This window comes from Paracoccus sp. ME4 (genome assembly GCF_046736325.1).
In the GTDB taxonomy this organism is placed as follows: Bacteria; Pseudomonadota; Alphaproteobacteria; order Rhodobacterales; family Rhodobacteraceae; genus Paracoccus.
The window spans coordinates 2,266,106-2,289,954 of record NZ_CP151276.1 but is presented as its reverse complement, the minus strand read 5'-3'; the positions used below and the strand labels follow the sequence as shown (position 1 = coordinate 2,289,954).

Here is a 23,849-nt window from a genome sequence, read left to right as displayed (position 1 = left end):
GAAGGTCGGCTCTCCGCCCTTCGCATCAGCTTTCGATTACTTTAGGCTGCCGGCTAAGGACCTACCTGAAGTCTTTTGTCTTCACCCTGACCGTATCGATATGCAGATCCGGGATGTAGATGTCTCGCGGTGCCGGCGGCCCGGCCTTGCCCGGCAAGCTCCCGCCGGTCGCCCTGAACTCGTCGCCTCGTCCATGGGTGAGGGGGAAGGCGTCGCCGCGCTGGCCGATGCTGGCGAGATCAGCAGAGAGGTCGGTGATGCGGTGAACGACGAGGTGGACGACCTCGCCCTCGCGCTGCACCTGGCCGGCGACGGCGATCATGCCCGCGCCGAGGATGGTGCGGCGGTTGGCCTCGAAGACCTTGGGCCAGACGACCAGGTTGGCGATGCCGGTCTCGTCCTCCAGGGTGATGAACATCACGCCCTTGGCGGAGCCGGGGCGCTGGCGGACCAGCACGATGCCCGCCACCTCGCAGCGGCGGCGGTTGCGGGAGGCCATGGCCTCCGCGCAGGGGATCATCCGGCAGCGGGCGAGGTCGTCGCGCAGAAACGCCACCGGGTGGCGGCGCAGCGACAGGCCGGTATGGCCGTAATCCTCGACCACCTCGCGCCCGGTGGCCATCGGGCGCAGGGCGACGGTCGGCTCGGCGAACTCCGGTGGCGCTGTGCGCGCATCGGCTGCGGCGAAGAGGGGCAGTTCTTCGTCGGCCAGTCCCTTGAGGTGCCACAGTGCCTCGCGGCGCCCGAGGCGTAAGGTAGGCCGGAAGCCGTCGGCCTCGGCGATCCGGGTGAGGGCGGCCACAGGCACGCGCACGCGCCGCCAGAGATCATCGACCGAGGCGAAGGGCTGATCGGTGCGGCCCAGCACGATCGCCGCCGCATGGGCGTTGGCGAGGCCCTTGACCATCCGCAGCCCGAGCCGGACCGCAAAGCGCCGGCCGTCTGCGAGAGGCTCCAGGGTGCAGTCCCAATGCGAGGCGTTGATGCAGACCGGGCGGACCTCGACGCCGTGGTCACGCGCGTCGCGCACGATCTGGGCGGGGGCGTAGAAGCCCATCGGCTGACTGTTCAGAAGCGCGGCGCAGAACACGTCCGGGTGCCAGCATTTGAGCCAAGCCGAGGCATAGGAGATCAGCGCGAAGCTGGCCGCATGGCTTTCGGGAAAGCCGTAGCTGCCAAAGCCCTCCAGCTGCCGGAAGGTGCGCTCGGCAAAATCGCGGTCGTAGCCGCGCGCGGCCATGCCCTCGATCAGCTTGTCGCGGAACCGGGACACCCCACCGGTGAACTTGAAGGTCGCCATGGATTTGCGCAGCATGTCGGCCTCTCCCGGCGTGAAGCCCGCGCATTCGATGGCGACGCGCATGGCCTGCTCCTGGAAGAGCGGCACGCCGAGGGTCTTGCCCAGCACCTTCTCCAGCTCGGGGGTCGGGAAATCGACAGTCTCCTGTCCCGCGCGGCGGCGCAGGTAGGGATGGACCATGTCGCCCTGGATCGGGCCGGGGCGCACGATGGCCACCTGCACGACCAGGTCGTAGAAGGTGCGCGGGCGCAGGCGCGGCAGCATCGACATCTGCGCGCGGCTCTCGATCTGGAACGTGCCGAGCGTGTCGGCCTTGCGGATCATTGCATAGGTGCGCGGGTCCTCGGCCGGGATGTTGGCCAGATCGTGGCGGATGCCCTTGTGATCGGCCAGGAGCTGCAGCCCCTTGGCCATGCAGGTCAGCATGCCGAGCGCCAGCACGTCCACCTTCATGAAGCGCAGCGCCTCGATGTCGTCCTTGTCCCATTCGATGATCTGGCGATCCTCCATCGCGGCGGGTTCGATGGGCACCAGGTCGTCCAGCCGGTCATGGGTCAGCACGAAGCCACCCGGATGCTGGCTGAGATGCCGGGGCGTGCCGCGCAGCTGTGCAGCCAGCTCCAGCGTCAGACGCAGGCGGCGATCATCGGGATTGAGGTTCAGCGCACGCAGTTCGTCGTCGGCGATCCCCTCCTCGGACCAGGCCCAGATCTGGCTGGAGAGCGTGCGGATCAGATCCTCGGGCAGGCCCAGGGCCTTGCCCACGTCGCGCAGCGCGCCCTTGGAGCGATAGCGGATCACTACAGCGGTCAGCGCGGCGCGGTCGCGGCCATAGGTGCGGTAGATCCACTGGATGACCTCCTCGCGCCGCTCATGCTCGAAGTCCACGTCGATGTCGGGCGGCTCGCGGCGTTCCTCGCTGACGAAGCGCTCGAACAGCAGATCGTTGCGCCCCGGATCGATGGAGGTGATCCCCAAGACGAAGCACACGGCCGAGTTCGCGGCCGACCCCCGGCCCTGGCAGAGGATGCCCTGCGCGCGGGCGAAGCGCACGATGCTGTTCACGGTCAGGAAGTAGGGGGCATAGTCCAACCGGTCGATCAGGCGCAGCTCATGCTGGAGGCTGGCGGTGACCTCGGCCGGGATGCCTTCGGGATAGCGCTCGGCCGCGCCCTCCCAGGTCAGCCGCTCCAGCGTGGCCTGTGCGGTCACGGTGGGATCGTCGCGCTCCTCGGGATACTGGTATTCCAGCTCGTCCAGCGAGAAGCGGCAGGCCTCCGCAATCCGGGCCGAGCGGGCCAGGGCCTCCGGGTAGCGGGTGAACAGCCGGTGCATCTCAATGGGCGTCTTCAGGTAACGGTCGGCGTGACGCTCGCGGCGAAAGCCCAAGGCGTCGACGGTGGTGTTGTGGCGGATCGCGGTGACCACGTCCTGCAGGATGCGGCGGTCGGGCGCGTGGAACAGCACGTCGTTTGTCACCACGGTCGCCACGCGCATGCGGGCGGCGAGGGTCGACAGCTCATGCAGCCGCAGCTGGTCGTTCGGGCGCCGGCGCAGGGTCAGGGCCAGATGGGCGCGCTCGCCGAAGGCCTCGCGCATTCGGCGCAGCTGCAGGGCGCAGAGATCATCCGCCTGGTCGGGGATCAGGATGCCGATCAGGCCCTCGCAGGCGGCGACCACGTCCGACCATTCCAGATGGCACTTGCCCTTGCCGGCACGCGCCTTGCCGACCGACAGCAGCCGACAGAGGCGGGACCAGGCCGGCCGGCCGGTCGGATAGACCAGGACCGACATGCCGCAGGCCAGATCCAGCCGGCAGCCGACGATCAGCCGCACGCCGGTCTCCTTAGCTGCCACATGGGCGCGCACGATCCCGGCCAGCGAGTTGCGGTCGGTGACGGCCAGGGCCTCCATCCCCATCAGGGCGGCGGTGGCGAAGAGCTCCTCGGCCGAGGAGGCCCCGCGCAGGAAGGAGAACTGCGAGGTGACCTGCAGCTCGACGTAAGGAGGGCCGCTCATCCAGAGAGCTCGCTCATCCGAACATCCCGTGCAGGAACCAGCGATGCGATCCGGTGGCCCGATCCTCGCCGTCGCCCTGGCGGAAGATCCAGTAGCGCGCGCCGGTCTCGTCCTCGATGCGGAAATAGTCGCGCACGGCCTGGACCTCGGCGTCGCGCTTCCACCACTCGCCGAAGATGCGTTCTGGCCCGTCGGCGCATTGCACATGGCGCCGCACCCCGCGCCAGAGGATCCAGCGCGGCGGATGGTCGGGCAGCAGCGCCATGGTCTCGATCGGCTCGGGCCGCGGCAGCAGCCGCGCGGGGCGTGGCCAATGGTCGGGCCAGGCGTCCATGCCGGGGGTGGCCGGGTCCGCCAGCGGCGGAATGCGGATGATGGCGCGTTCCGGCACGTCGCTGGCCACCGCGGCGAAGCGGAAGACCGACCGGGGGCCGAGCCGGTTCGACAGCGTGTCGATCAGGCCCGAGAGATCGGGCGCCGCCTCCTCCAGAAGCGAGGTGGCCGCCTGGCGCGGCACCAGCGGTTCGGCGATCGTGGCGGTCAATGTCATGATCTCAATGCCGAGGCCGGGATCGAGGGTGACAATCCGGTCGCAGAGCAGCCGGGTCAGCCGGGCCGCGTCGCGCTGCGGCACGGCCAGGCCCACGCGCAGGACCTCGGTGCGGTTGTCGATCCGCGAACAGAGCAGGTCCAGCCGCCGCGCGCCGAGCCCCTTGGCGGTCAACTCGGAGCAGAGCTGGACCACCAGCTTGCCGATATAGCGGGCGATGGTCTCGGGCGCGGCGATGGGTTCGGCGAAGGCGCGGCGGATCTCGATCAGCCCCTCCGGGCGCAGGGGCGCGATCGGCTCGGAGGCAAGCCCCCGTGCCTGATCCAGACGCCGGCACAACTCCGCGCCGAAGCGGCGGGTCAGGGGTGCGCGCGGTTGATCCATCAGATCGCCGATGGTCTCAAAGCCGAGGTCTCGCAGACCGGCCACTGTCGCTGCGGGCAGGCGCAAGGCCTCCAGCGGCAAGGGCGTCAGCGCGGCGTCTGACGCACCAAGGGGCGCGATGATGACGCTGTCCCCCCCATACCGTGCCAGCGCATGGGCCGCGCCCCAGCTGTCAGCCAGGGCCAGCCGCGCGGTGATGCCTGACAAAGCCAGCTTTCCCGCCAACGCCTCCAGCATCGCCGCTTCGCCGCCGTGCAGGTGATCGGCACCGGTCGAGTCGATGGCGATCCCGTCCGGTGGATCGGGGGAGACAATCGGCGCGACCCGCTGCAGCAGCCACAGCGCCAGCCGCTCCAGCGCCCCGGCATCCGCTGCGGCGTCGTCCGCCTCGATGCGCAGATCCGGCACCAGCGCCTGCGCCCGGCTGACCGTCATGCCCACCCGCAGGCCCAGATCGAGTGCGGCGGGGCATGCGGCGGTGATCAGCCGCCGGTTGCCCACGCGACTCACGATGATCAACGGTCCGTCACCCGACGGCGATGTGACGCCCGCCTGCCGCTGCCGCCGATCGATCGGCCACATCGGCAGGAAGACGGAGATGACCCGCGCCATCGCATGCCTCCAGTTCGAGATCGAAGGAATCCCCGGCCCGCGCCCGGATCAGCTCCACCAACCAACGGGCCCGGCCAACGCCCGGGACGGGCAGGGGCACGGAGGGCAGTTCCGACACCCGCCAGCGGGTCATCGCCGCGGTTGGCTGCCCGAAGTCGCTAGCGTCCGCCTGCCGCCGCCAGCGCCGGAGCGCCAGACCGATGGTGCCCGACCCTTTGGCGGCGAGGTGCAACCTGCGCGAGGCGGTCATCGACAGCCGCGCCACGTCGCCCACCACCGCGGCCAGCCCGCCGTGGCGCAGGCCTTCCTCCATCGCGGCCAGGACCGAGATGTCGTCGCCGGCCTCGACATGGATCACCCGCTCGGGCGGCAGGCCCACCTGCGCCAGGCCCGGCGCGAAGAGATCGGCTTGGGTCACGCACCACAGCACCTGGCCCTTCATCCGAGCGGCGATGCCCGCCACGAAGCAGGCGGCCGCAGCGCCGTCCACCGCGCCCTGGCCGCCGCCGGCGACCTCGTGCAGCGCGCCGAGCGACAGTCCGCCTTGGGGCAAGCGTCGATCCAGTTCCCGCACCCCGAAGGGCAGCACGCCATGCTGGCGTGTTCCCGTGCCGTCGATCTCGCCGATCCGGGCGCGCAATTCGGCCAGGGCGGGGCGGACGGCAGGCATGAGACAGGGCTCCTTTTTGATGGGCAATGAACGGGTCGGGTTAGTTCCTGTTTTGTTCTTGCCATGCCATTCTGTCAACCGTCGCGTTATGCGTTTTGCCGTGAGCGCAGAGGCCCATGTCGCAAGGTGTTGGAAAGGCTGGATTCAAAGCGGGGGATAAGCCGTCGTTGTCCTTGTAGGCTGTGCCATCCTGATCCCCCGATAAGGTCATGGGATTGGCCGTGACGTGATTGACGCAAGCAGAAAGCAGGCCCAGAACGGGGGCGAGGCCAGCGAGAGGATGGAGCGATCTGCAATCTGTATAACGTGACCACTTCGCAGGAGGCACTGACCCGTCTGATCGATGGGCTCACCGACCGCGCCGGAAACCTGGCGTCCGGCAGCATCTATCCCGACCAGCTGGCACCGATCATCCGCAATGGCGAGGATGGCCCTGAACTGGTCAAGGCGCGATGGGGCATGCCCTCGCCGCCGTCGGTCCTGAAGACCGCGCGCGATCCCGGTGTCACCAATGTGCGCAACCTCGGCTCGCCGCATTGGCGGCGGTGGCTGGGGCAGGGGCATCGCTGCCTGGTGCCGGTCACCAGCTTCTCGGAGCCGCGCGGCAAGGGGCAGGGGGTGCAGTGGTTCGCACCGACTGACGCAGATACGACGATGTTCTTCGCGGCGATCGAGACCCGCGGCTGGACCTCGCTCCGTAAGGTCAAGGACGGCGAGACGACAGATGATCTCTACGCCTTCCTGACCTGCCCCCCGAACGCCGAGGTTGCACCGATCCATCCCAAGGCGATGCCGGTGATCCTGACGCGCACGGAGGAATGGGAGGCTTGGCTCGGCGGCATCCGTGCCGAGGAGTTGCAGCGGCCCTTGCCGGACGGCGCGCTGAGACTGGTCGATGCGGCGCTTTGATTTCCTGCTACACCTCTGGAACAGTTGCCCGTAGGCCTCCGCGGCAAGCGGATAGCCGCACCTGATGCCGACCCTTGTCACCGCCGCAAGGTTTGGGCTTTATATGCCCGCAAGACAAGGAACTAGCACATTGAACCAGCAAGCCCTTTCATCATTCCTTTGGTCCGTGGCCGATCTATTGCGGGGAGACTATCGGCAGAGCGACTATGGTAAGGTGATCTTGCCCTTCACTGTTTTGCGGCGACTGGACTGCGTTCTGGGACCGACCAAGGCGGCGGTGCTGGGAGAATATGACATACGTCTCCAGCAGGGGGTCAATCCGGTTCCTTTCCTACTGCGCAAGGCTGGGCAGTCCTTCTACAACACGTCCGACATAGACCTAAAAAAGCTCCTAGGCGATCAGGATAACATTGCCGAAAACCTCTACAGCTATCTCCAAGGTTTTTCAGTTGATGTCCGCGACATTTTTGAACGTTTCGAATTCGCTGTCCAGATTGACCGCCTGCAAAAAGCTGGACTGCTATATCAAGTGGCTGAGCGCTTTGCACAGATCGACCTGCATCCGGATCATGTCGACAACCACCAGATGGGCTTGGTCTTTGAAGAGCTGATCCGCCGCTTTGCTGAACTGTCTAACGAAACCGCCGGTGAACATTTCACGCCACGCGAAGTGATACGGCTGATGGTGAATCTCCTGTTTGTCGAGGATGATGATGTGTTGTCCAGATCAAGCGTGATCCGGACCATATATGATCCAACGGCGGGCACTGGTGGCATGTTGTCCGTTGCGGGGGAATACCTGACGGAACATAATGACAGCTCGTCGCTGGTGATGTTCGGCCAGGAACTGAACCCGGAGTCCTACGCCATCTGCAAGGCCGACATGCTGATCAAGGGGCAGGACGTCTCGAACATTAAGTTCGGCAACACCCTGTCCGACGATGGCCATCCGGACGCAAAATTCGATTACATGCTGTCGAACCCGCCTTTTGGAGTCGAATGGAGAAAGGTCGAGAAGATCGTTCGAGCCGAGCACGAACGTCAGGGTCATCTAGGGCGCTTCGGCCCGGGCCTGCCGCGCGTTTCCGATGGCTCGCTACTGTTTCTGCTGCACCTTCTGTCCAAGATGCGCGCCACCAAGGATGGGGGTAGCCGCTTTGCCATCGTCCTCAATGGCTCGCCTCTCTTCACGGGCGGCGCGGGCAGTGGCGAGTCTGAGATCCGGCGCCATGTGCTAGAAAACGACCTGGTCGAGGCGATCATCGCCCTGCCGACCGACATGTTCTACAACACCGGTATCTCGACCTATGTCTGGGTGCTGACCAACCGCAAGCCCGCCCATCGCAAGGGCAAGGTCCAGCTGATCGACGCATCCAGCTTCTGGCAGAAGATGCGCAAGAGCCTCGGCTCCAAGCGCAAGGAGATGGGCGAGGACGACATCGCCACTCTCACGCGCCTGTTCGGTTCCTGCACTGAGGCGCGCTTGGCCCGCGTTCTGGACGCCGCCGGGAAAGAGATTGCACGTCAGGTGCTAACCCCCGAACAGGCTCCGCCCGAAGCCCCCGAGGGCGGTCAGGTCAAGCTCGCGCCCCTGTCCCGGCTCTTTCCGAACGAGGCCTTCGGCTTTCGCCAGATCACTGTCGAGCGGCCCCTACGCGTTGCCTATGCTTATAGAGGTTGGTCGACGGTGGAGCGTCTGCCGGCGGTCAGGGCGCTGGAGCTCGAAGAACAAAACCGGCTTGGGGAAGTCCTAAATGACAAGTTAGACGGGTCTCACTTTCTGAGCCGAGCACAGTTCTTGGATGCTTTGCGACTGTCCCTTGATATGTCTGGTGACGGGGATCTGTTTTCGGCGCGGCTAGGTGCAGCCATCGCCGATGGGAGCGCTGTTCCAGATCCACGGGGCGAAGTTGCAAGAGACAAGCATGGAAAACCCAAGCCAGATAGTTCCTTGCGCGACACCGAGACCGTGCCGCTAACTGAGGATGTCGAGGCCTATTTCCGGCGTGAGGTGTTGCCCCACGCGCCAGATGCCTGGATCGACCACGACAAGAATCGGGTCGGCTATGAGATCCCCTTCAACCGGCATTTCTATGTCTTCGAGGCCCCCCGGCCACTGGAGCAGATCGACGCCGATTTGGCCAAGGTCACGGCCCGCATCAAAGCCATGCTGTCGGGGCTGTCGGCATGACGCGGCGATACCCGGCCTATCGGGAATCAGGGGTGGAGTGGCTGGGCGAGGTTCCGGAGGGGTGGGATGTTGTCTCAGTAAAGCGCGCCTTCAACATCACGCTCGGAAAAATGCTCCAAAATGAGCAGCGAAGCGATGACGACTTTAAAGCACCATACCTCCGCGCAGCTAACGTGCAATGGGGCCGTGTAGATGTTTCAGACATCAAGAGTATGTGGTTTTCTAGTAGTGAAGCGCGATCATTGGCGCTAGTTGCCGGAGACCTCTTGGTAAGCGAGGGCGGCGATGTCGGACGGTCGGCCATATGGCAGAGTGAAATCCCAAACTGCTTTATTCAGAACTCTGTCCACCGTGTGCGTGCCTTAAGTGGAAATAGTTCTAATTTCCTTTACTATTGGATGGTAACCATAAAATCTAAAGGGTTCATCGACGTTCTCTGCAACAAATCAACTATTGCGCACTTCACAGTAGAAAAATTTGCTGAAGTCCCGATGCCTCTGCCGACATTTGCCGAACAAACCGCCATCGCGGCCTTCCTTGACCAGGAGACAGCGAAGATCGACGCGCTGGTGGACGAGCAGCGTCGCCTGATCACGCTGTTGCGCGAAAAGCGTCAGGCCGTCATCAGCCACGCCGTCACCAAGGGCCTAAACCCCGCAGCCCCCATGAAGCCCTCGGGCGTGGACTGGCTGGGCGACGTGCCGGAACGGTGGGAGGTGAAGCGGCTCAAGAATGTAGTCCCTAGTGTGACAGTCGGCATCGTCGTTGAGCCATCAAAGTATTATGTAGAAGCTGGCGTTCCAGCCCTTCGATCTCTAAACGTTCGCCCCGGAAAAATTACAGCCGAGAACCTTGTTTTCATTTCAGATGAAGCAAATGAACTTCAGGCAAAATCGAAGTTGAATTTGGGCGATATCGTCGCTGTCCGCACGGGCCAACCCGGGACCTGTGCCGTTGTTACGGAAGAGTTCAATGGCTGCAATTGCATTGACCTGATCATAATCAGGCGGCCAACCACCTCGAATAGCCAATACTTGTTTTGGTATCTCAATTCTGACTTCGCTCTCCGGCAGTTCTCGGAGGGGTCTGGTGGCGCAATCCAGTTGCATTTCAATGTATCAACAGCAACCGAGCTCGTGATCTGTGTTCCCCCAATAGACGAGCAGCATCAAATCGTGCGCTATCTTGGCTCCTCAGTTTCGGCACTAGATCAACTTGTTGATGCAGCCGGGTCCGCTATCTGTCTCCTCCAGGAACGCCGGGCCGCGATCATCTCGGCGGCGGTCACCGGCAAGATTGACGTCCGCGACCTCGCAGCAGCCGAGACGGAGGCCGCATGAGCCTGCATCACGAGGTGAACCTCGAAAGCTTCATCTGCGCGCAGATGGCAGCACAGGGCTGGCTGCACAAGGACGGCGATGCGGCTCTCTATGACCGCGCCCGCGCGCTGTTTGCGCCCGACGTTGTGGCCTGGGTGCAGGCCAGCCAGCCCAAGGCCTGGGAGGCGCTGAGCAAGTCCCACGGTGCCGCCGCCGAGGCCATGCTGCTGGACCGCATCCGCAAGCAGCTGGATGACCGTGGCACGCTGGACCTGCTGCGGTTCGGGGTCGAGTTGACCGGCCTGCGCGCGCCGCTGAAGCTGGCGCAGTTCCGCCCCGCCATGGGAATGAATGCCGATTTGCTGGCCATGTATGGCGCGAACCGGCTGCGCGTGGTGCGCCAGCTGCGCTATTCCCGCGCCAACGAGAACAGCATCGACCTGGTCCTGTTCCTGAACGGGTTGCCCATCGTCACGGCCGAGTTGAAGACCGACTTTACCCAAGGTGTGCAGGATGCGGTCGATCAGTATCGCTTTGACCGCAACCCCGCGCCGAAAGGTCAGGGGGCCGAGCCGCTGTTGTCCTTCCCCGGCGGCGCGCTGGTTCATTTTGCCGTCAGCGACAGCGCTGTGATGATGTCCACCCGGCTGGCCGGGCCCGAGACGCGCTTTCTGCCTTTCAACAAGGGCGCCCATGGCGGCGCGGGCAACCCAGTCAACGAACATGGCCACCGCACCTCTTATCTGTGGGATCAGATATGGCAGCTCGACAGCCTGCTGGAGATCGTTGGCCGCTATATGGTCCCCACGCGCGACGCCAAGAAAAAGCTGACCGGCGCGATCTTTCCGCGCTTTCACCAACTGGACGCGACCCGTCGCCTGCGCGCCAAGGTGCTGGAAGAGGGTCCGGGCGGGCGCTATCTGATCCAGCATTCAGCGGGGTCGGGCAAAACAAACTCGATTGCCTGGACGGCGCATTTCCTGGCCGATCTGCATGACGACCATAACCGCAAGCTGTTCGATTCCGTGCTGGTTGTGTCCGACCGCAATGTGATCGATGCGCAGTTACAGGACGCGATCTTCAGCTTTGAGCGCACGACTGGCGTGGTGGCGACGATCACTGGCGAGACCGGGTCGAAAAGCACGGCATTGGCCGAAGCGTTGGCGGGCGGCAAAAAGATCGTGGTCTGCACGATCCAGACCTTCCCCTATGCGCTGGCGGCGGTGCAGGAGCTGGCCGCATCCAAGGGCAAGCGCTTTGCCGTGATCGCCGATGAGGCCCATTCCAGCCAGACCGGCCAAGCTGCCGCCAAGCTGAAAGAGATTCTGTCCGCCGAGGAGGTCGCCGCGCTGGAGGATGGTGGCGAGGTCAGCACCGAGGATCTGCTGGCGGCCCAGATGGCCGTGCGGGCCAGCCCCCTAGGAGTGACCTACATCGCCTTTACTGCGACGCCCAAGGCTAAGACCCTGGAGCTGTTCGGGCGCCGTCCTGACCCGTTTCTGCCGGCCAGCAGCACGAACCTGCCCGAGGCATTCCACGTCTATTCCATGCGCCAGGCGATTGAGGAGGGGTTCATCCTCGATGTGCTGACGAACTACACGCCCTATAGCCTGGCTTTCCGTCTGGCCACCGAGGGCCGCGAGATGGATCAGAGCGAGGTCGAACGCGACGCGGCCGTGAAGGCGCTGATGAAATGGGTGCGGCTGCATCCCTACAACATCAGCCAGAAGGTTCAGGTCGTGGTCGAGCATTACCGCTCGATGGTGCAGCCGCTGCTGGGTGGGACGGCCAAGGCCATGGTGGTGGTCGGCAGCCGGCTGGAGGCGGTCCGCTGGCAGCTGGCCATGCAGGAATACATCAAGTCCAAGGGCTATCCCCTTGGCACGCTGGTGGCGTTCTCGGGCGAGGTGAAGGACAGCGGCAGCGATCCGGTCACGGAGACCAGCGACATCCTCAATCCCGGCCTGAAAGGCCGCGATATCCGCACCGTCTTTGCCGATCCCGAGTATCACATCCTGCTGGTCGCGAACAAGTTTCAGACCGGCTTTGATCAGCCCCTTCTCTGCGGGATGTATGTTGATCGGCGGCTGGCGGGCATTCAGGCAGTTCAGACCTTGTCGCGGCTGAACCGCGGCTATCAGAGCGGTGCGATCGTCAAGGACACAACTTATGTCCTAGATTTCGTCAACAGCAGCGAGGATATCTTGGCCGCGTTCCGGACCTATTATGAAAACGCGATGCTGGCCAATGTGACCGATCCGAATCTGGTCTATGATCTCCGGGCCAAGCTGGACGCCCAGGGCCACTACGATGATCACGAGGTGGATCGAGTGGTCCGCGTCGAGACAAATCCCAAGGCCAGTCATGCCGAACTTTCGGCCGCCATCGCTCCGGTCGCTGACCGACTGCTCAAGTTTTATGCTGCCGCGCAAGCCGCGCGGCGTGTCGCACTCGGGGCCGAGCGCGATCAGGACGCGAAGGACGCCCTGGATCGCATGGATGCGCTGCTCCTGTTTCGAAACGACATGGCCACTTTCGTGCGTATCTACAGTTTCCTGTCTCAGATCTTTGATTATGGCAACACGTCCATCGAGGCCCGCAGCATCTTCTTCCGAAAGCTGATCCCGCTTCTGGAGTTCGGGCGCGAGCGCGCTGAGGTTGATCTGTCCAAGGTCGTCTTGACCCACCACAAGCTTGCGGCGAAAGGTCCACAAAACCTCGCACTGGGCGGCGAGGCCAAGTTACTTCAGCCAATCACAGCGGCGGGTAGTGGCGGCATCCAAGACAAGGAAAAGGCCCAGCTCGACGAGATTTTATCCCGCGTGAATGACCTTTTCCAGGGCGAGCTGTCTGACGGCGACCAGTTGATCTACGTGAACAACGTCATCCGTGGGAAACTGCTGGAAAGCGAGGCCCTAGTCCAGCAGGCGTCGCACAATACGAAAGAGCAGTTCTCAAGCTCACCGCTGCTCAAGCAGGCCATCGTCGATGCTATAATTGACGCCTTCGACGCCCACGCAGTCATGAGCAAGCAGGCGTTGGAGTCAGACAAGGTGCGTGACGGACTTCGCGATATCTTACTTGGACCTGCACAATTATATGAGTCACTTAGACGTCAAAGTGCGTCGCCCAGCCCGTGAACCAAATTCTTTCCCATCGATGAGTCCACCAGTGTCATCTGAAACAGGGTGATTGTCCTGATCGTGGGACTGGGTGACAGTGGCCGCCAACCACGCGATCAGGAGGGGTGTTCCCAAAATGTCGAAACGTGCCGTTCTCGTAATCGACCTGCAGAATGAATACTGGCCATCGGGCAAGCTGCCGCTAGTGGGAATCGAGGAAGCCGCAACGCAGCCCGTGTCATAGCTTTCGCTCGCGAACGAGGCGATCTGGTGGTCAATATCCGCCACGAGGCTCCGGACGCACCTTTCTTCGTGCCGGGCAGCGAGGGGACGAATATTAACGAGGCCGTTCAGCCAAGACCCGACGAGGAGATAATTACGAAGAATTTCCCCAACTCGTTTCGCGAGACGGGCTTGAAGGATCTGCTCGATCAGCATGATGTGGATGAGGTGATAATTGTCGGCGCGATGTCCCATATGTGCATCGATGCCGGAGTGCGTGCGGCTAGTGATCTCGGCTATGCCACTGTGACTATTCACGACGCCTGCGCGACGATGGACCTGACCTTCGGTGAAACGACCGTTCCGGCAGCTCAAGTCCACGCCGCTATAATGGCAGGGCTGGAAATGTTCTACGGCGAGGTGATCACCACAGACGACTTTATGTCTCGCTGAGGCGATGCGTCAGGGCTAGGTGTGGCTGCCGATAGAGCGTGACCGGTTCTTCGTTGCGCACAATGCGGCGCTGAAAATCCGATGGCGATCGTTCGCCTCATGAAGGCCATGAACATTCAGGTAGACTGATGCCCATTCCAGATTACGAAACCCTGATGCTACCCGTCTTGCGCCTGTTTGCCGATGGCGCACCGAACGTCGCGGCCTGCGTTCCGAGCCTCACGGCGCAGTTCGACATCTCGGACGAAGAGGCGGTCGAGCTGCTGCCGAGTGGCCGCGTGACCGTGTTGCAGAGCCGCGCCCACTGGGCACGCACCTACCTGTCCAAGGCGGGCCTTCTGGAGAGCCCCAAGCGTAACCAGCACGTCATCACGGAGAAGGGGCGAGACGTCTTGGCGACCAATCCCGCGCGGATCGACAACGCTTTTCTAGACGGTTTCGAGGGCTTCCGAGACTGGCGTGTCCGGGCAGCCGCTGGCCCCGGTGACGTTCAGGACGGCGATGCTGCCTTGCCTGCGGAGGTGCCCAGCAGCGCTGCCGTCCGTGTCGATCATCACCAGACGCCCGAGGACGCCATGGCCGCCGCACACCGCGTCATGAACGCCGCGTTGCGTGACGATCTGCTCGCGCTGCTCCAGGTGATGAACCCGCTTCGGTTCGAAACGCTCATCCTCGATCTGCTTGCGGCGATGGGCTATGGCGGCGGCTCGCTCGAGAATGCCCGCACGACCAAGGCGACAGGTGATGGTGGGATCGATGGCGTCATTGACGAAGACGCGCTGGGCCTCGACGCGGTCTATATCCAGGCAAAGCGGTATGACCCCAGCTACAAGGTGGGCCGACCGGACCTACAGCGTTTCGTTGGCTCGCTCACCGGCGAAGGCGCCAGCAAGGGTGTCTTTGTCACGACATCAGACTACTCGCGCGATGCCGTGGCCTATGTCGAGCGCGTCCAGCATCGGATCAAGCTGATCAATGGCCAACGGCTGGCGGCCCTGATGATCCAATATGGCGTCGGTGTCCGCACCCAGAGCACCTATATCATCAAGCGCGTCGACGAGGATTTTTTCTCAGATCTCTGACCGATGCGGGCCTGCGCAGCGGGCGGTTTGTTTGTGTTGGTTGGGCGGTGGTGGGTCAGCTTGGTGATCACGCCTGTCTTGACGCCTGATGGCGCCTTTATCCCGACGCCGCGATGATGTCGGCGCCAAGCCGCCGAGTGTTCTTTGCGGTTCCGGTCCCGTTCAACAAATTCACGCCGATCTCGCGCGCGATGATACGCAGGGCAGGTGCGGCCATGGGCAGTTGTTCGCCGTTCTCGTGCACGATGATTGTCCCGTTTTCCAGCTGAGAGACGTGATAGGCTCCCCATGCGACGCGCGCGACCTCGCGCAGATTGCTTGGCGGTTGCACGGTCTGCTTTGGCGTCAGGATGCGGTTGACCGGCAGATAGGTTCCACCGGCCAGCGTCCGGAGCATCGGCTGCAACGCCTCGACTGTGCAGTCCAGGCACTCGCTGATGGATGGCTCGCCCTCGTCGATGACGATCTGAAAGATCATGACCCTCGAGGCGTTGTGCAGAGTCGCCAAGTTGAAATCGATGCGGGTAGAGGATGTGAATGTCTTGACCGAAATCCGCTCGCCCTCGGCCGAGACGACGTTGTAGCCGACCTGATTGATCGACAGTGCCATCTGTCCCCGCGTGATCATGGCTGCATAAAGCTCTCCGATGCGGCCGGTCAGATGCCGCAATTCGGCCACCGGCGTGCCCCAGGCCAGCTCTTTCTCGAACCACTGAAGCGCGTCGGCAAGCGACCGGATGATCTGGGTTTGGCTAAGCGTCATGCACGGACGTTACGTCGGCTGGTCACACGACAACAAGCCCCATAGCAGTGGCCGCCACCGATCCCTCCTGGACAAGACCTGGCGCATGCATAACCTGGCGGCATTTCGAAGGATCGCCATTTTGGACCTGCCCCTTGTCTCTTGCCCGCTCTGCCTCGCGCAGGGCGATATGATCGCGCCACAGCGCCACGTCGCGCGGTGGGGTGATCTGACCGCCACCGAACAAATGGGGCTTCTGGCGCGCCTTGCAGAGGCGCTGACGCAAGGTTGGACGGGCTTTGATGTCAGCGATGCCCATGGGCATTTTCACCTGCTGCCCCGCCGGGCGTCCGCACCGCCCCGGCTGGTCACGGGGGCGCAGGACCCGCTGCTGGCGCTGCTGGCGCAGAGCATCGACGGGGCTGTCCGGGTGGACCTGGCCATAGCTTTCGCCATGGAATCCGGCGTGCGCCTGCTGGAGCCCTGGCTGCGCGACCTGCTGGATCGGGGCGGGCAGCTGCGGGTGCTGGTCGGCGATTACATGGACGTCACCGAACCCGCGGCCCTGCGGCGGCTTGGCGATCTGGAGGGGGCCGAGCTGCGGATCTTCGAGACGGGGGCAGGGTCCTTCCATCCCAAGGCCTGGCTGTTCCGCGCTGCGGACCGGACGGGTTCGGCCATCGTCGGCAGTTCTAACCTGTCGCGGACCGCGCTGACCACGGGCGTCGAATGGAACCTGCACAGCGAGACCGCGACCGATGCCGTGCACGACGCCTTTGAGGCGCTGTTGCGGCACCCCTCGACACGGCTGCTGACCCCCGGCTGGATCGACGCCTATGCCGCGCGCAGGCGCCGGGCGCCGCTGACCGAGATCGCACAGGCCATCGTCGCCGACGAACCGCCCGAGCCTGCGCCAGGGCCGCATCGCATCCAGCAGGCGGCCCTGGATGCGCTTGCCGCCACGCGCAGGGCAGGGCACAGGCGCGGGCTGGTCGTGCTGGCCACGGGTCTGGGCAAGACCTGGTTGGCGGCCTTTGACAGCCAGCCCTTTGGGCGGGTGCTGTTCGTGGCCCACCGCGAGGAGATTCTCAGCCAGGCCATGTCATCCTTTCGCCGGATCAGGCCCGACGCGCGCTTTGGTCGCTATGACGGCGGCCAAAAGGATGAGGCGGCCGAGATCTTGTTCGCGTCGATCCAGACCATCGGCCGGTCCGAGCATCTGCGCCGGTTTGCGCCCGATGCCTTCGACTATATCGTGGTAGATGAGTTCCACCATGCCCAAGCCGCCAGCTATCGCGGCCTGCTGGCGCATTTCACGCCGGCCTTCCTGCTGGGTCTGACGGCGACGCCCGACCGCAGCGACGGTGCCGACCTTCTTTCGCTGTGCGACGACAACCTGGTCCATCACTGCGACCTGTTCGAGGGGATCGACGCGGGGCTGCTGGCGCCGTTTCGTTACCTGGGCGTGCCTGATGACGTGGATTACGACCAGATCCCGTGGCGGTCCTCGCAATTCGATCCCACCGCGCTCGAGGCCGCGCTGGCGACCGAGGCGCGGGCCGCCAACGCGCTGGAACAGTTCCACCTGCACCGGGAGGGTCCGGCCATCGGGTTCTGCTGTTCCGTTCGCCATGCCGAGTTCATGGCCGACCGATTCCGCGCCGCGGGCCTGCGCGCGGTCGCGGTGCATTCCGGTCCCGGATCGGCACCCCGCAGCACCTCGCTGGAGCAGTTGGGACGTGGCGAGATCGACATCCTCTTCGCGGTCGACATGTTCAACGAGGGCGTGGACGTGCCGAACATCGGCACGGTCATGATGCTGCGTCCGACGGAAAGCGCGATCATCTGGCTGCAGCAGTTGGGGCGTGGCCTGCGCCGGGTTGAGGGTAAGGTGCTGCGCGTGATCGACTATATCGGCAACCACCGCAGTTTTCTGACGCGCCTCCGGGCACTTCTGGGGGCAGGGCCAGGTGACCGGTCGCTGGCCTTGCGGCTGGAGCAGGTCCTGTCGGACCAATTCAGGCTGCCCGAGGGATGCAGCATCACCTATGACCTGCGCGTCATCGAGATCCTTCGGGAGCTGCTGCGCCCGTCGCGCGCCGGAGCCGAGATTGAGGCGCGCTATGTTGATTTCCGCCTGCGTCACGGCCGGCGGCCCACCGCGTCTGAGATGGCGGCCGAGGGGTTCGATCCGTCGCGGAACGGGCATGGCGGCTGGTTCGACTTCGTGCGCGACATGGGCGATCCGGTCGATGCGGCGGCAGCCACGGCCTTCGCCGATCTGCTGCGCATGCTAGAGCGGGACCGGACCCTGCCCATTCCGGCCCTTCAGGCGCTCGGCTCGCTGCTTCAGGGGACGGGGACCGACGAGGGACTGGCGCGATGGGCCTTCCACCCGCTGCTGAGGCGCGAGGGGCAGCGCCTGTCCCTGACCCGACCGGACCCGGGCCACGCTGGTCGGGACATGGTGCTGGAACTGGCCACCTGGCGACTGGCCTCGACAGACAGATCCGAGCTGGACGACCAGCCCAGTCCATACGAGACCACCGCCCCCACGCTTTGGCAGGAATACATGCGCGAGGATATTCCACCGCTGTTCGGTGCCGTCTTCAACCCCGGCAACTGGAACGCGGGCATCGTGGGCGTGGGCCGCGACCTGGTGCTGCTGACCACGCTGCACAAGGATGGGGCCCGGGCAGGCAGCGATTACGAGGACGGATTCATCGCGCCCGACCGGATGACCTGGCAGACGCAGAACAAGACGAGGCGCGACAGTCGCGTGGGGCGTATCCTGTCGGGGCGGGATGCCGGGGCCAAGGTGCATCTTTTCGTCCGGGCCAACCGCCTGCGCAACGGCAAGGGCGCGCCTTTCCTTTATTGCGGCGAGCCACGTTTCGAGTCCTGGGACGGCGAGGCGCCAATCACCATTCACTGGCAGCTCAACCCGCCTGTTCCCAAACATCTGTGGCGAAGCTTGGAGATCAAAGATCCCTAAGACGGTCTTTTCCGGCATCTACGCGAACACCACCGCAATCAGAGCGTCTACGCACACATAAACAGACGTGACCTGAAAAGTCGCCGTCAGGCCTGACATCCCGTGCGACACGTCGTTTGCCGACACCTAAGATGATGAAAGAAGCAACATGAGGTGAATGAGATGGTTGAACTTGTAAAAGATGTCAGGCTGATCCGGATCGTGCGGTGGCGATCGATGGTGCATAACTTGCTGATCATCGGCTCGATCTTCTTGGCGGCGGCACTGTATCGCCTGTCGGAAGACAACTGGGCCTTCAGCAGTTTGACTGCGATCTACCTTCCGGTCGGGATGGTCCTCTTGACAGCAGGCATCTTGCTTCTGATGCGAGGACCAATAATTTATGTCGAGAAGGACGGCGTCACAGAGAACGACATCTAGGCCCTCCGATGCCCTTGATTGGCGAGCTATGAGGGCGCGGCTTCTCTTCGTGGCAATGTGCGGGCCAAGCGTGTCTGCGGTCATTGGCGTTGACGCTAGTTTTTATCCAGCTTGAGCAAGGCTCCGGGGTTGAGTCCTGCCCTTTGGGAAGGGTTGGACAGTGGGGCTAGCGCGGAACTTTGTGGGTTGCGCAGCGTCAGACCCCATCACGAGGTGAAGGTCTAGGCGAACTCGGCGGGCGTCTACCAGCCGAGGCGGGCGGAAATGCAAGCCTTCGGTGTCGCAACCCTTGCGCGAGGCCGCGAGCGCAGCACGGGCGTGCTTCTCCATTGCGGCCAGCCCCGGCTCGAAGCTGAGGAAAGCAAGGCCCCCGATCACGATAACGTGGAGCCTGACCGAACCAGTCCCCGCACATTTGAGGTGCAGCCTCGGGATCAACGACACCTGATGCGTCCCTAAGATGTGCCCCTGAAGGTGGCCCCGCAGCTTGTCGTCGGTCGATGTCGGGCCGATATGCAAACTGTCGGGGGTTCGGATCTGGATCATGCTGCATCGATCGCGCCGACGTGACGGGGCAACGTCAAAGTTTCCGCTGCCGCGCAGCCAAGGCAAACCTGCCCAGCTTGGTCCAGACATCTTGATGGACGTCACCGCATCACGTCGTCAGCATCCTGGTTGGTCATCGTGTCAGGACCGAGTTTTCGTCGATTCCATCAGGCATGTCCGGATTGTGCAGCCTGCGGACGTGCCTAACCGATCTGCACCGCTAGGCCTTCAACGCGGCTATCGGCAAATCGAATGTGACCCTGTTCAGGCATTCGTTCATGAGGGTAATTGGGGTCGTGTGGATGTAGGTTGCCGCGATTTCCTGTGGGGCATGGCCTGAAATCATCTTCGAGACGTCTCTGGAGACGCCTGCGCGCGCAAGTGCGGTCGCCAACGTGTGCCGGAAAGAATAGAATACCTTGTCCGGGGCCTTCAAGCCGATCCTCACCAGATACGTGACGTTGAACCAGTCGTTGACCTTGTCCGGTCGCGCGGCCCATTCGGGGAACAGAAACACTTGGCCGTCTGCACGACGTGCCGCCACATAGTCGAGGAACCCGAGCTGTATCAGCTCCTTGTGGATGGGCACCAGTCGCTTGCTCCGCTCGTTCTTCGAGGCGTCAGCCAGGTAGAAGACAGGAACACCCTGCTCCTCATAGATGTTCTCAAGGCGCATCCGCGCCATCTCGGAGGAGTTGCGGACCCCCGTGTAGAGCATTAGCAGAAGCGCCCATTGCTCCAACCCGTAAGCCTTGGGGTCCTCGAAGAATGGCTGCCCGAAGATGATCTTCAATTCATCCGTGGTAAACGGTGTCCGGCTCGCGGGGCGATGGCTCTTGCTGCCGGTATCCACCCTGATGCCATGGGCCGGGTTCGTCTCGATATGGCCGTTGTTCGATGCCCACTGCAAGATCGTCGAAAGATGCGAAAGCCATTTCATGTTGATCGTCTGCGGTGCAAGCGTGGAAAATGGCTGAGGCAGCTGCATGTTGGCCGCGACAGCCTCAGGAAGAGAGAGACCCGGGAAGCGCATGGTGTAGCGGTTAGGCGTCTCCAGCAAGGCCCGCTTATAGGCAATGACGTCTTGTTTCGTGACGGAGCGGATGTCGACGTCGCCGCCCATGAACTCGATGAACATGCGCGCGGCGTTTCGATGTTCCTCCATGGTTCTTGGGGCCAGGGTGCGGCCGCCCGCGGAACGCTCGCGGTGAAATGCCTCGAGAGCAGCCGAGAGGGCGATGCCACACCCATTCCTCGGTTTTTTCATGGGTGCTGGATGAACGGGTTCCGATGCGGTTAGGAGTGGGTCAGCCGCGACACCCGCAAAGTTGCCGCGGTCCATTTCCAATGTGCGCTCCAGCGCCGCGATCTCTGCCCGCATCATCACTTCGGCCATGGACTGCCATGCGCGCGATCCTTTCGCCAGATCGACACCCAAGCGCGCCACCTCGGCCTCGACGTCCGCATCCACCCGCTTGGTCTCTCCGGATTGGAAGTCGACCCTCAAGGCCGCAAGGCGCCTCGACCTCAGGTTGGCATCGAACTCCCGCGCCCGTCCTTTCAGCTCCAGATCCGTATAAAGGTTGAAACGACTGCTGATTCCGTCTTCGATCTCTCCACGGTCGATGCGGTCCAGAATGCGGTCGCACTCGGCTTGGATGTCGGCGGATGTCGGCATGCCCTCCCGCTTGCGTGCATACGACCCGATGATGTTCTCATAATGCCGCTTAGCCGTCGTGGCCTTCGCCTCCTCGGGGGATCCAAGCAGTCGTGCATGCTGTCGGCGGGCCGTCTCGATCTGCGCAAGGAAGCCGTCGATGATTCGATGAGCTTGTGCGTCGCGTTCCTTCGGTGAGCTGGACAGGTCCGTCGCGACCAGCTCGCGCTTGCCGATGAGGCCACGTAATTGCTTCGGAACAGTGATCCTGACCGTCCACTTTCCCCTCACCTGCCGAACGTATTTCATCCTTGCCCCAGCGCGTAGTTTGTAGCGCGTTTTGTAGCAGAGATTGGGGCGGACGCCCTTGGAAACATAAGGTTTCCTGAAAAAACATCTGCTTGAGGGTGGAGAAGGTGAGAGGCTGGACAGCGACCCAAGCGGGGCTCGTTACGGCTGCTTCCTTCCGGACCTGACCGATTTGGCGAGGCGCCTGCCCGCGCCAACCTCTCGCGGCGACAGATAGGACGGGCGCGCGGCCGATGCAAGCCCATCCGCATCACAGCATCAGACGCATCACCGCGAATCCGTCCTCGTCCAGCCCGAGGGCCTGAAGCCGGTCGGGGTCGGGCAGGGGACGGGCCAGGGCGGTGGGCGCGGTCTGGAACAGGACGCTGCTGCCGGGCTGGGTGACGAAGCCCCAGTTGGGCCGCGCGGGTACCCGGATCTGCCGCTGGCGGCGGATATAGCAGCGCAGCACGTCTTGGGTCAGCGCGTCGCGGTCCAGAAGGATCGTGTTGCGCGACACCAGCGGGCTGAACAGGCCGCAGCTGGCCAGGCGATAGGAATTGGTCGCCAGTACGAATTCCTGGTCGTCGGTGACGGGGCGGGTCTGCCAGGTCAGGTCGCGGATGCGCGTGGCGCGGTCGCAGGCCAGCCGTCCGTCGGGATGGTATCGCGAGGGGGCCGACAGGTCGATGCGCCAGCCGATCCCGTCGATCACGTCGAAATTGTAGACCGGAAAGTCGCGGTTCAGCAGCGGCATGTCGCGCGACCCGGCCGGGACGCGGTTGAAGAGGCTGGCCGACCGCTCCAGCCAGCCGCGCAGCTGGGCGCCGGTGATGCGGATCGCGGTGATGCGGTTGGGAAAGGAATAGAGGTCGGACAGGTGCCGCAGCGTCAGCGTCCCGGCCGGCACGTCGGTGAAGTGATGCGGCCCCCCGCGCCCACCCGCCCGGTAGGGGGCCGAGGCCGACAGCACCGGCAGATGCGCGTGCGCCGTCCCGGCCAGCCGCTGCCGCACGTGCCAGCGCTGCGCGAGGTTCACCAGCCGCAGCCCGCAATCATGCCCCACGACCGAGAAATGGCTGTTCAGCGCCGACCCCGACCGGCCCACCCGTGCCGAGAGCTGACGCAGCGTGGCGCGATGCGCGGTCGCGATGGGGCGCGCGACCAGGGGCGCGGCGGGCATGTCCGCCGGCACCGGCTCGGCCCGCGCGGAGAAGCCCGCTAGTGTCGGGCGGCCGTCCGCGCCCCAGGCAAAGCGCAGGTCGATCACGCCCAGATGCGAGCCGCCATAGCCCGGCATCACCGCCGGCTTGCCCGCCAGCGTGCCGCGCAGGGCGTCGATGCCGGGCCGGCCCTGCCAGCGGGGGGCGGGAAAGACCTCATGCGTGTGGCCCGCGATGACAACGTCCACATCGGTCAGGGCGGCCAGCGCGTGGGCGGCATGCTCCATCCGCGGGGCGGCGTGGGGGGCGCCGATCCCGCTATGCGCCAGCGCCACGATGATGTCGGCGCCCTGCGCGCGCAGGCGCGGGACCCTGGCTGCGGCGCAGTCCAGGATGTCGTCGCTGCGCATCTGCGGGCGCAGGTCCTGGTCCCATTCCTCGGTCTGGGGCGGCAGGAAGCCGATCACGCCCACGCGCAGCGGCAGGCGCGTGCCGTCCGGCGCGGTCAGGTGCCGCGTGACGATGCAGGAGGCGGCGAAGCCCGGCCCGCGATGCACCGTCAGGTTGGCCGCCAGCACCGGAAAGCGCGCTTTGGCCATGGTCCGGCGCAGGAAGGGCAGGCCGAAGTTGAAGTCGTGATTGCCTAGGGCCGCCGCGTCGTAGCCGAGCGCGTTCATCGCCGCGATGGCTGGATGCGTCCCCGCGAAGGGCATCGCGCGCCGCGCCGCCAGATCGCCCATCGGACCGCCCTGCAGGATGTCGCCATTGTCCACCAGCAGGCAGGCCTGCGCCTCGGCGCGGCGCGCCTGGATCAGGCCGGCGGTGCGCGCGAGGCCGATGCGGTCCGACGGCCGGTTCGCCAGATAGTCGTAGGGCAGCAGATGCATGTGCAGGTCGCTGGTCGCCAGGATCCGCAGCACCATCCCGTCCGGGGCGGGATGCGCCGGATCGCCGTCGAGGGGGCGCATCGTGTTGCGGTCAGGCATCGTGAAACGGTGACCCTGCATCCGGGAGGTGACAGTCGCCCCGAGGGGCCGCGGCAGTCTCTTGCCCCATGGTTAACGCATTGTCGCGACTGCCAACAACCTGAGATTGAGGCGCGCCGCGGGAATCTTTTCCATCCGCCCCGACGGCCCGTCGCGGTGATGGACGAATTGGACATTTGGGCAGGGTCACAGCCGGACGGGATCGTGGCAGTATGGAAA

The 23,849-nt window shown here is 64.2% G+C and carries 14 protein-coding genes and 1 other RNA gene; 8 read left to right on the top strand and 7 right to left on the bottom strand.

Annotated features, from left to right (window positions below; all coding sequences use genetic code 11):
- Positions 1–61 precede the first annotated feature (61 nt).
- From AACG61_RS11665 to AACG61_RS11655, 3 genes are read right to left on the bottom strand one after another with little or no spacing between them, the layout of a single operon-like run.
- Positions 62–3,319 (bottom strand): error-prone DNA polymerase, encoded by a 3,258-nt coding sequence (locus AACG61_RS11665; RefSeq protein WP_411837299.1) that lies wholly within the window; start codon positions 3,317–3,319, stop codon positions 62–64.
- Positions 3,320–3,332: 13 nt separating this feature from the next.
- A complete protein-coding gene (locus AACG61_RS11660; RefSeq protein WP_411839506.1) occupies positions 3,333–4,763 on the bottom strand; it encodes a Y-family DNA polymerase in 1,431 nt (476 codons plus the stop codon).
- Between the two features lie 16 nt (positions 4,764–4,779).
- Positions 4,780–5,535 (bottom strand): ImuA family protein, encoded by a 756-nt coding sequence (locus AACG61_RS11655; protein WP_411837298.1) that lies wholly within the window; start codon positions 5,533–5,535, stop codon positions 4,780–4,782.
- A 306-nt stretch (positions 5,536–5,841) separates the two neighbouring features.
- On the opposite strand from AACG61_RS11655, the gene AACG61_RS11650 reads away from it, so the two are divergent.
- The 6 genes from AACG61_RS11650 (at position 5,842) to AACG61_RS11625 (ending at position 14,833) form a co-directional block, all read left to right on the top strand.
- The gene (locus AACG61_RS11650; RefSeq protein WP_411837297.1) at positions 5,842–6,444 is read left to right on the top strand and encodes an SOS response-associated peptidase; all 603 of its coding nucleotides are present in this window, start codon (positions 5,842–5,844) and stop codon (positions 6,442–6,444) included.
- A 130-nt stretch (positions 6,445–6,574) separates the two neighbouring features.
- The gene (locus tag AACG61_RS11645; protein ID WP_411837296.1) at positions 6,575–8,635 is read left to right on the top strand and encodes an N-6 DNA methylase; all 2,061 of its coding nucleotides are present in this window, start codon (positions 6,575–6,577) and stop codon (positions 8,633–8,635) included.
- Complete coding sequence (locus AACG61_RS11640; protein ID WP_411837295.1) at positions 8,632–9,975, top strand: restriction endonuclease subunit S; 1,344 nt, start codon at positions 8,632–8,634, stop codon at positions 9,973–9,975. The genes AACG61_RS11645 and AACG61_RS11640 overlap by 4 nt, the downstream gene beginning before the upstream one ends.
- The gene (locus AACG61_RS11635; protein WP_411837294.1) at positions 9,972–13,094 is read left to right on the top strand and encodes a type I restriction endonuclease subunit R; all 3,123 of its coding nucleotides are present in this window, start codon (positions 9,972–9,974) and stop codon (positions 13,092–13,094) included. The genes AACG61_RS11640 and AACG61_RS11635 overlap by 4 nt, the downstream gene beginning before the upstream one ends.
- Before the next feature lie 159 nt (positions 13,095–13,253).
- Positions 13,254–13,751, top strand: coding sequence for a cysteine hydrolase family protein (locus AACG61_RS11630; RefSeq protein ID WP_411839505.1), 498 nt, complete (start codon positions 13,254–13,256; stop codon positions 13,749–13,751).
- A gap of 128 nt (positions 13,752–13,879) precedes the next feature.
- On the top strand, positions 13,880–14,833 hold the full coding sequence (locus tag AACG61_RS11625; RefSeq protein ID WP_411837293.1) for a restriction endonuclease: 954 nt from the start codon (positions 13,880–13,882) through the stop codon (positions 14,831–14,833).
- A gap of 97 nt (positions 14,834–14,930) precedes the next feature.
- Here AACG61_RS11625 and AACG61_RS11620 read toward each other — a convergent pair whose 3' ends face one another.
- Positions 14,931–15,596 (bottom strand): DUF6998 domain-containing protein, encoded by a 666-nt coding sequence (locus AACG61_RS11620; RefSeq protein ID WP_411837292.1) that lies wholly within the window; start codon positions 15,594–15,596, stop codon positions 14,931–14,933.
- 169 nt (positions 15,597–15,765) lie between these two features.
- Here AACG61_RS11620 and AACG61_RS11615 point away from each other — a divergent pair, with 169 nt between their 5' ends.
- On the top strand, positions 15,766–18,570 hold the full coding sequence (locus tag AACG61_RS11615; RefSeq protein WP_411837291.1) for a DUF3427 domain-containing protein: 2,805 nt from the start codon (positions 15,766–15,768) through the stop codon (positions 18,568–18,570).
- Positions 18,571–18,732: 162 nt separating this feature from the next.
- Positions 18,733–18,990 (top strand): hypothetical protein, encoded by a 258-nt coding sequence (locus tag AACG61_RS11610; RefSeq protein WP_411837290.1) that lies wholly within the window; start codon positions 18,733–18,735, stop codon positions 18,988–18,990.
- A gap of 766 nt (positions 18,991–19,756) precedes the next feature.
- Here the strand turns inward: AACG61_RS11610 and AACG61_RS11605 are convergent.
- The 3 genes from AACG61_RS11605 to AACG61_RS11595 form a co-directional block, all read right to left on the bottom strand.
- Positions 19,757–21,502 carry a site-specific integrase gene (locus AACG61_RS11605; RefSeq protein ID WP_411837289.1) on the bottom strand — a complete coding sequence of 582 codons (1,746 nt, stop codon included), beginning with the start codon at positions 21,500–21,502 and terminating at the stop codon, positions 19,757–19,759.
- Positions 21,503–21,607: 105 nt separating this feature from the next.
- Positions 21,608–21,706: signal recognition particle sRNA small type (ffs, locus tag AACG61_RS11600), an RNA gene on the bottom strand.
- A 46-nt stretch (positions 21,707–21,752) separates the two neighbouring features.
- A complete protein-coding gene (locus tag AACG61_RS11595) occupies positions 21,753–23,630 on the bottom strand; it encodes a bifunctional 2',3'-cyclic-nucleotide 2'-phosphodiesterase/3'-nucleotidase (RefSeq protein ID WP_411837288.1) in 1,878 nt (625 codons plus the stop codon).
- Between the last annotated feature and the right edge of the window lie 219 nt (positions 23,631–23,849).

What these genes read in the sequence shown, in the direction of transcription:
- AACG61_RS11615 (WP_411837291.1), top strand. Translation starts at nt 15,766, where the DNA reads ATGATCGCGCCACAGCGCCACGTCGCGCGGTGGGGTGATCTGACCGCC.
- AACG61_RS11595 (WP_411837288.1), bottom strand. Translation starts at nt 23,630, where the DNA reads ATGCCTGACCGCAACACGATGCGCCCCCTCGACGGCGATCCGGCGCAT.
- AACG61_RS11610 (WP_411837290.1), top strand. Translation starts at nt 18,733, where the DNA reads ATGGTTGAACTTGTAAAAGATGTCAGGCTGATCCGGATCGTGCGGTGG.
- AACG61_RS11655 (WP_411837298.1), bottom strand. Translation starts at nt 5,535, where the DNA reads ATGCCTGCCGTCCGCCCCGCCCTGGCCGAATTGCGCGCCCGGATCGGC.
- AACG61_RS11635 (WP_411837294.1), top strand. Translation starts at nt 9,972, where the DNA reads ATGAGCCTGCATCACGAGGTGAACCTCGAAAGCTTCATCTGCGCGCAG.
- AACG61_RS11620 (WP_411837292.1), bottom strand. Translation starts at nt 15,596, where the DNA reads ATGACGCTTAGCCAAACCCAGATCATCCGGTCGCTTGCCGACGCGCTT.
- AACG61_RS11625 (WP_411837293.1), top strand. Translation starts at nt 13,880, where the DNA reads ATGCCCATTCCAGATTACGAAACCCTGATGCTACCCGTCTTGCGCCTG.
- AACG61_RS11640 (WP_411837295.1), top strand. Translation starts at nt 8,632, where the DNA reads ATGACGCGGCGATACCCGGCCTATCGGGAATCAGGGGTGGAGTGGCTG.
- AACG61_RS11665 (WP_411837299.1), bottom strand. Translation starts at nt 3,319, where the DNA reads ATGAGCGGCCCTCCTTACGTCGAGCTGCAGGTCACCTCGCAGTTCTCC.
- AACG61_RS11605 (WP_411837289.1), bottom strand. Translation starts at nt 21,502, where the DNA reads ATGAAATACGTTCGGCAGGTGAGGGGAAAGTGGACGGTCAGGATCACT.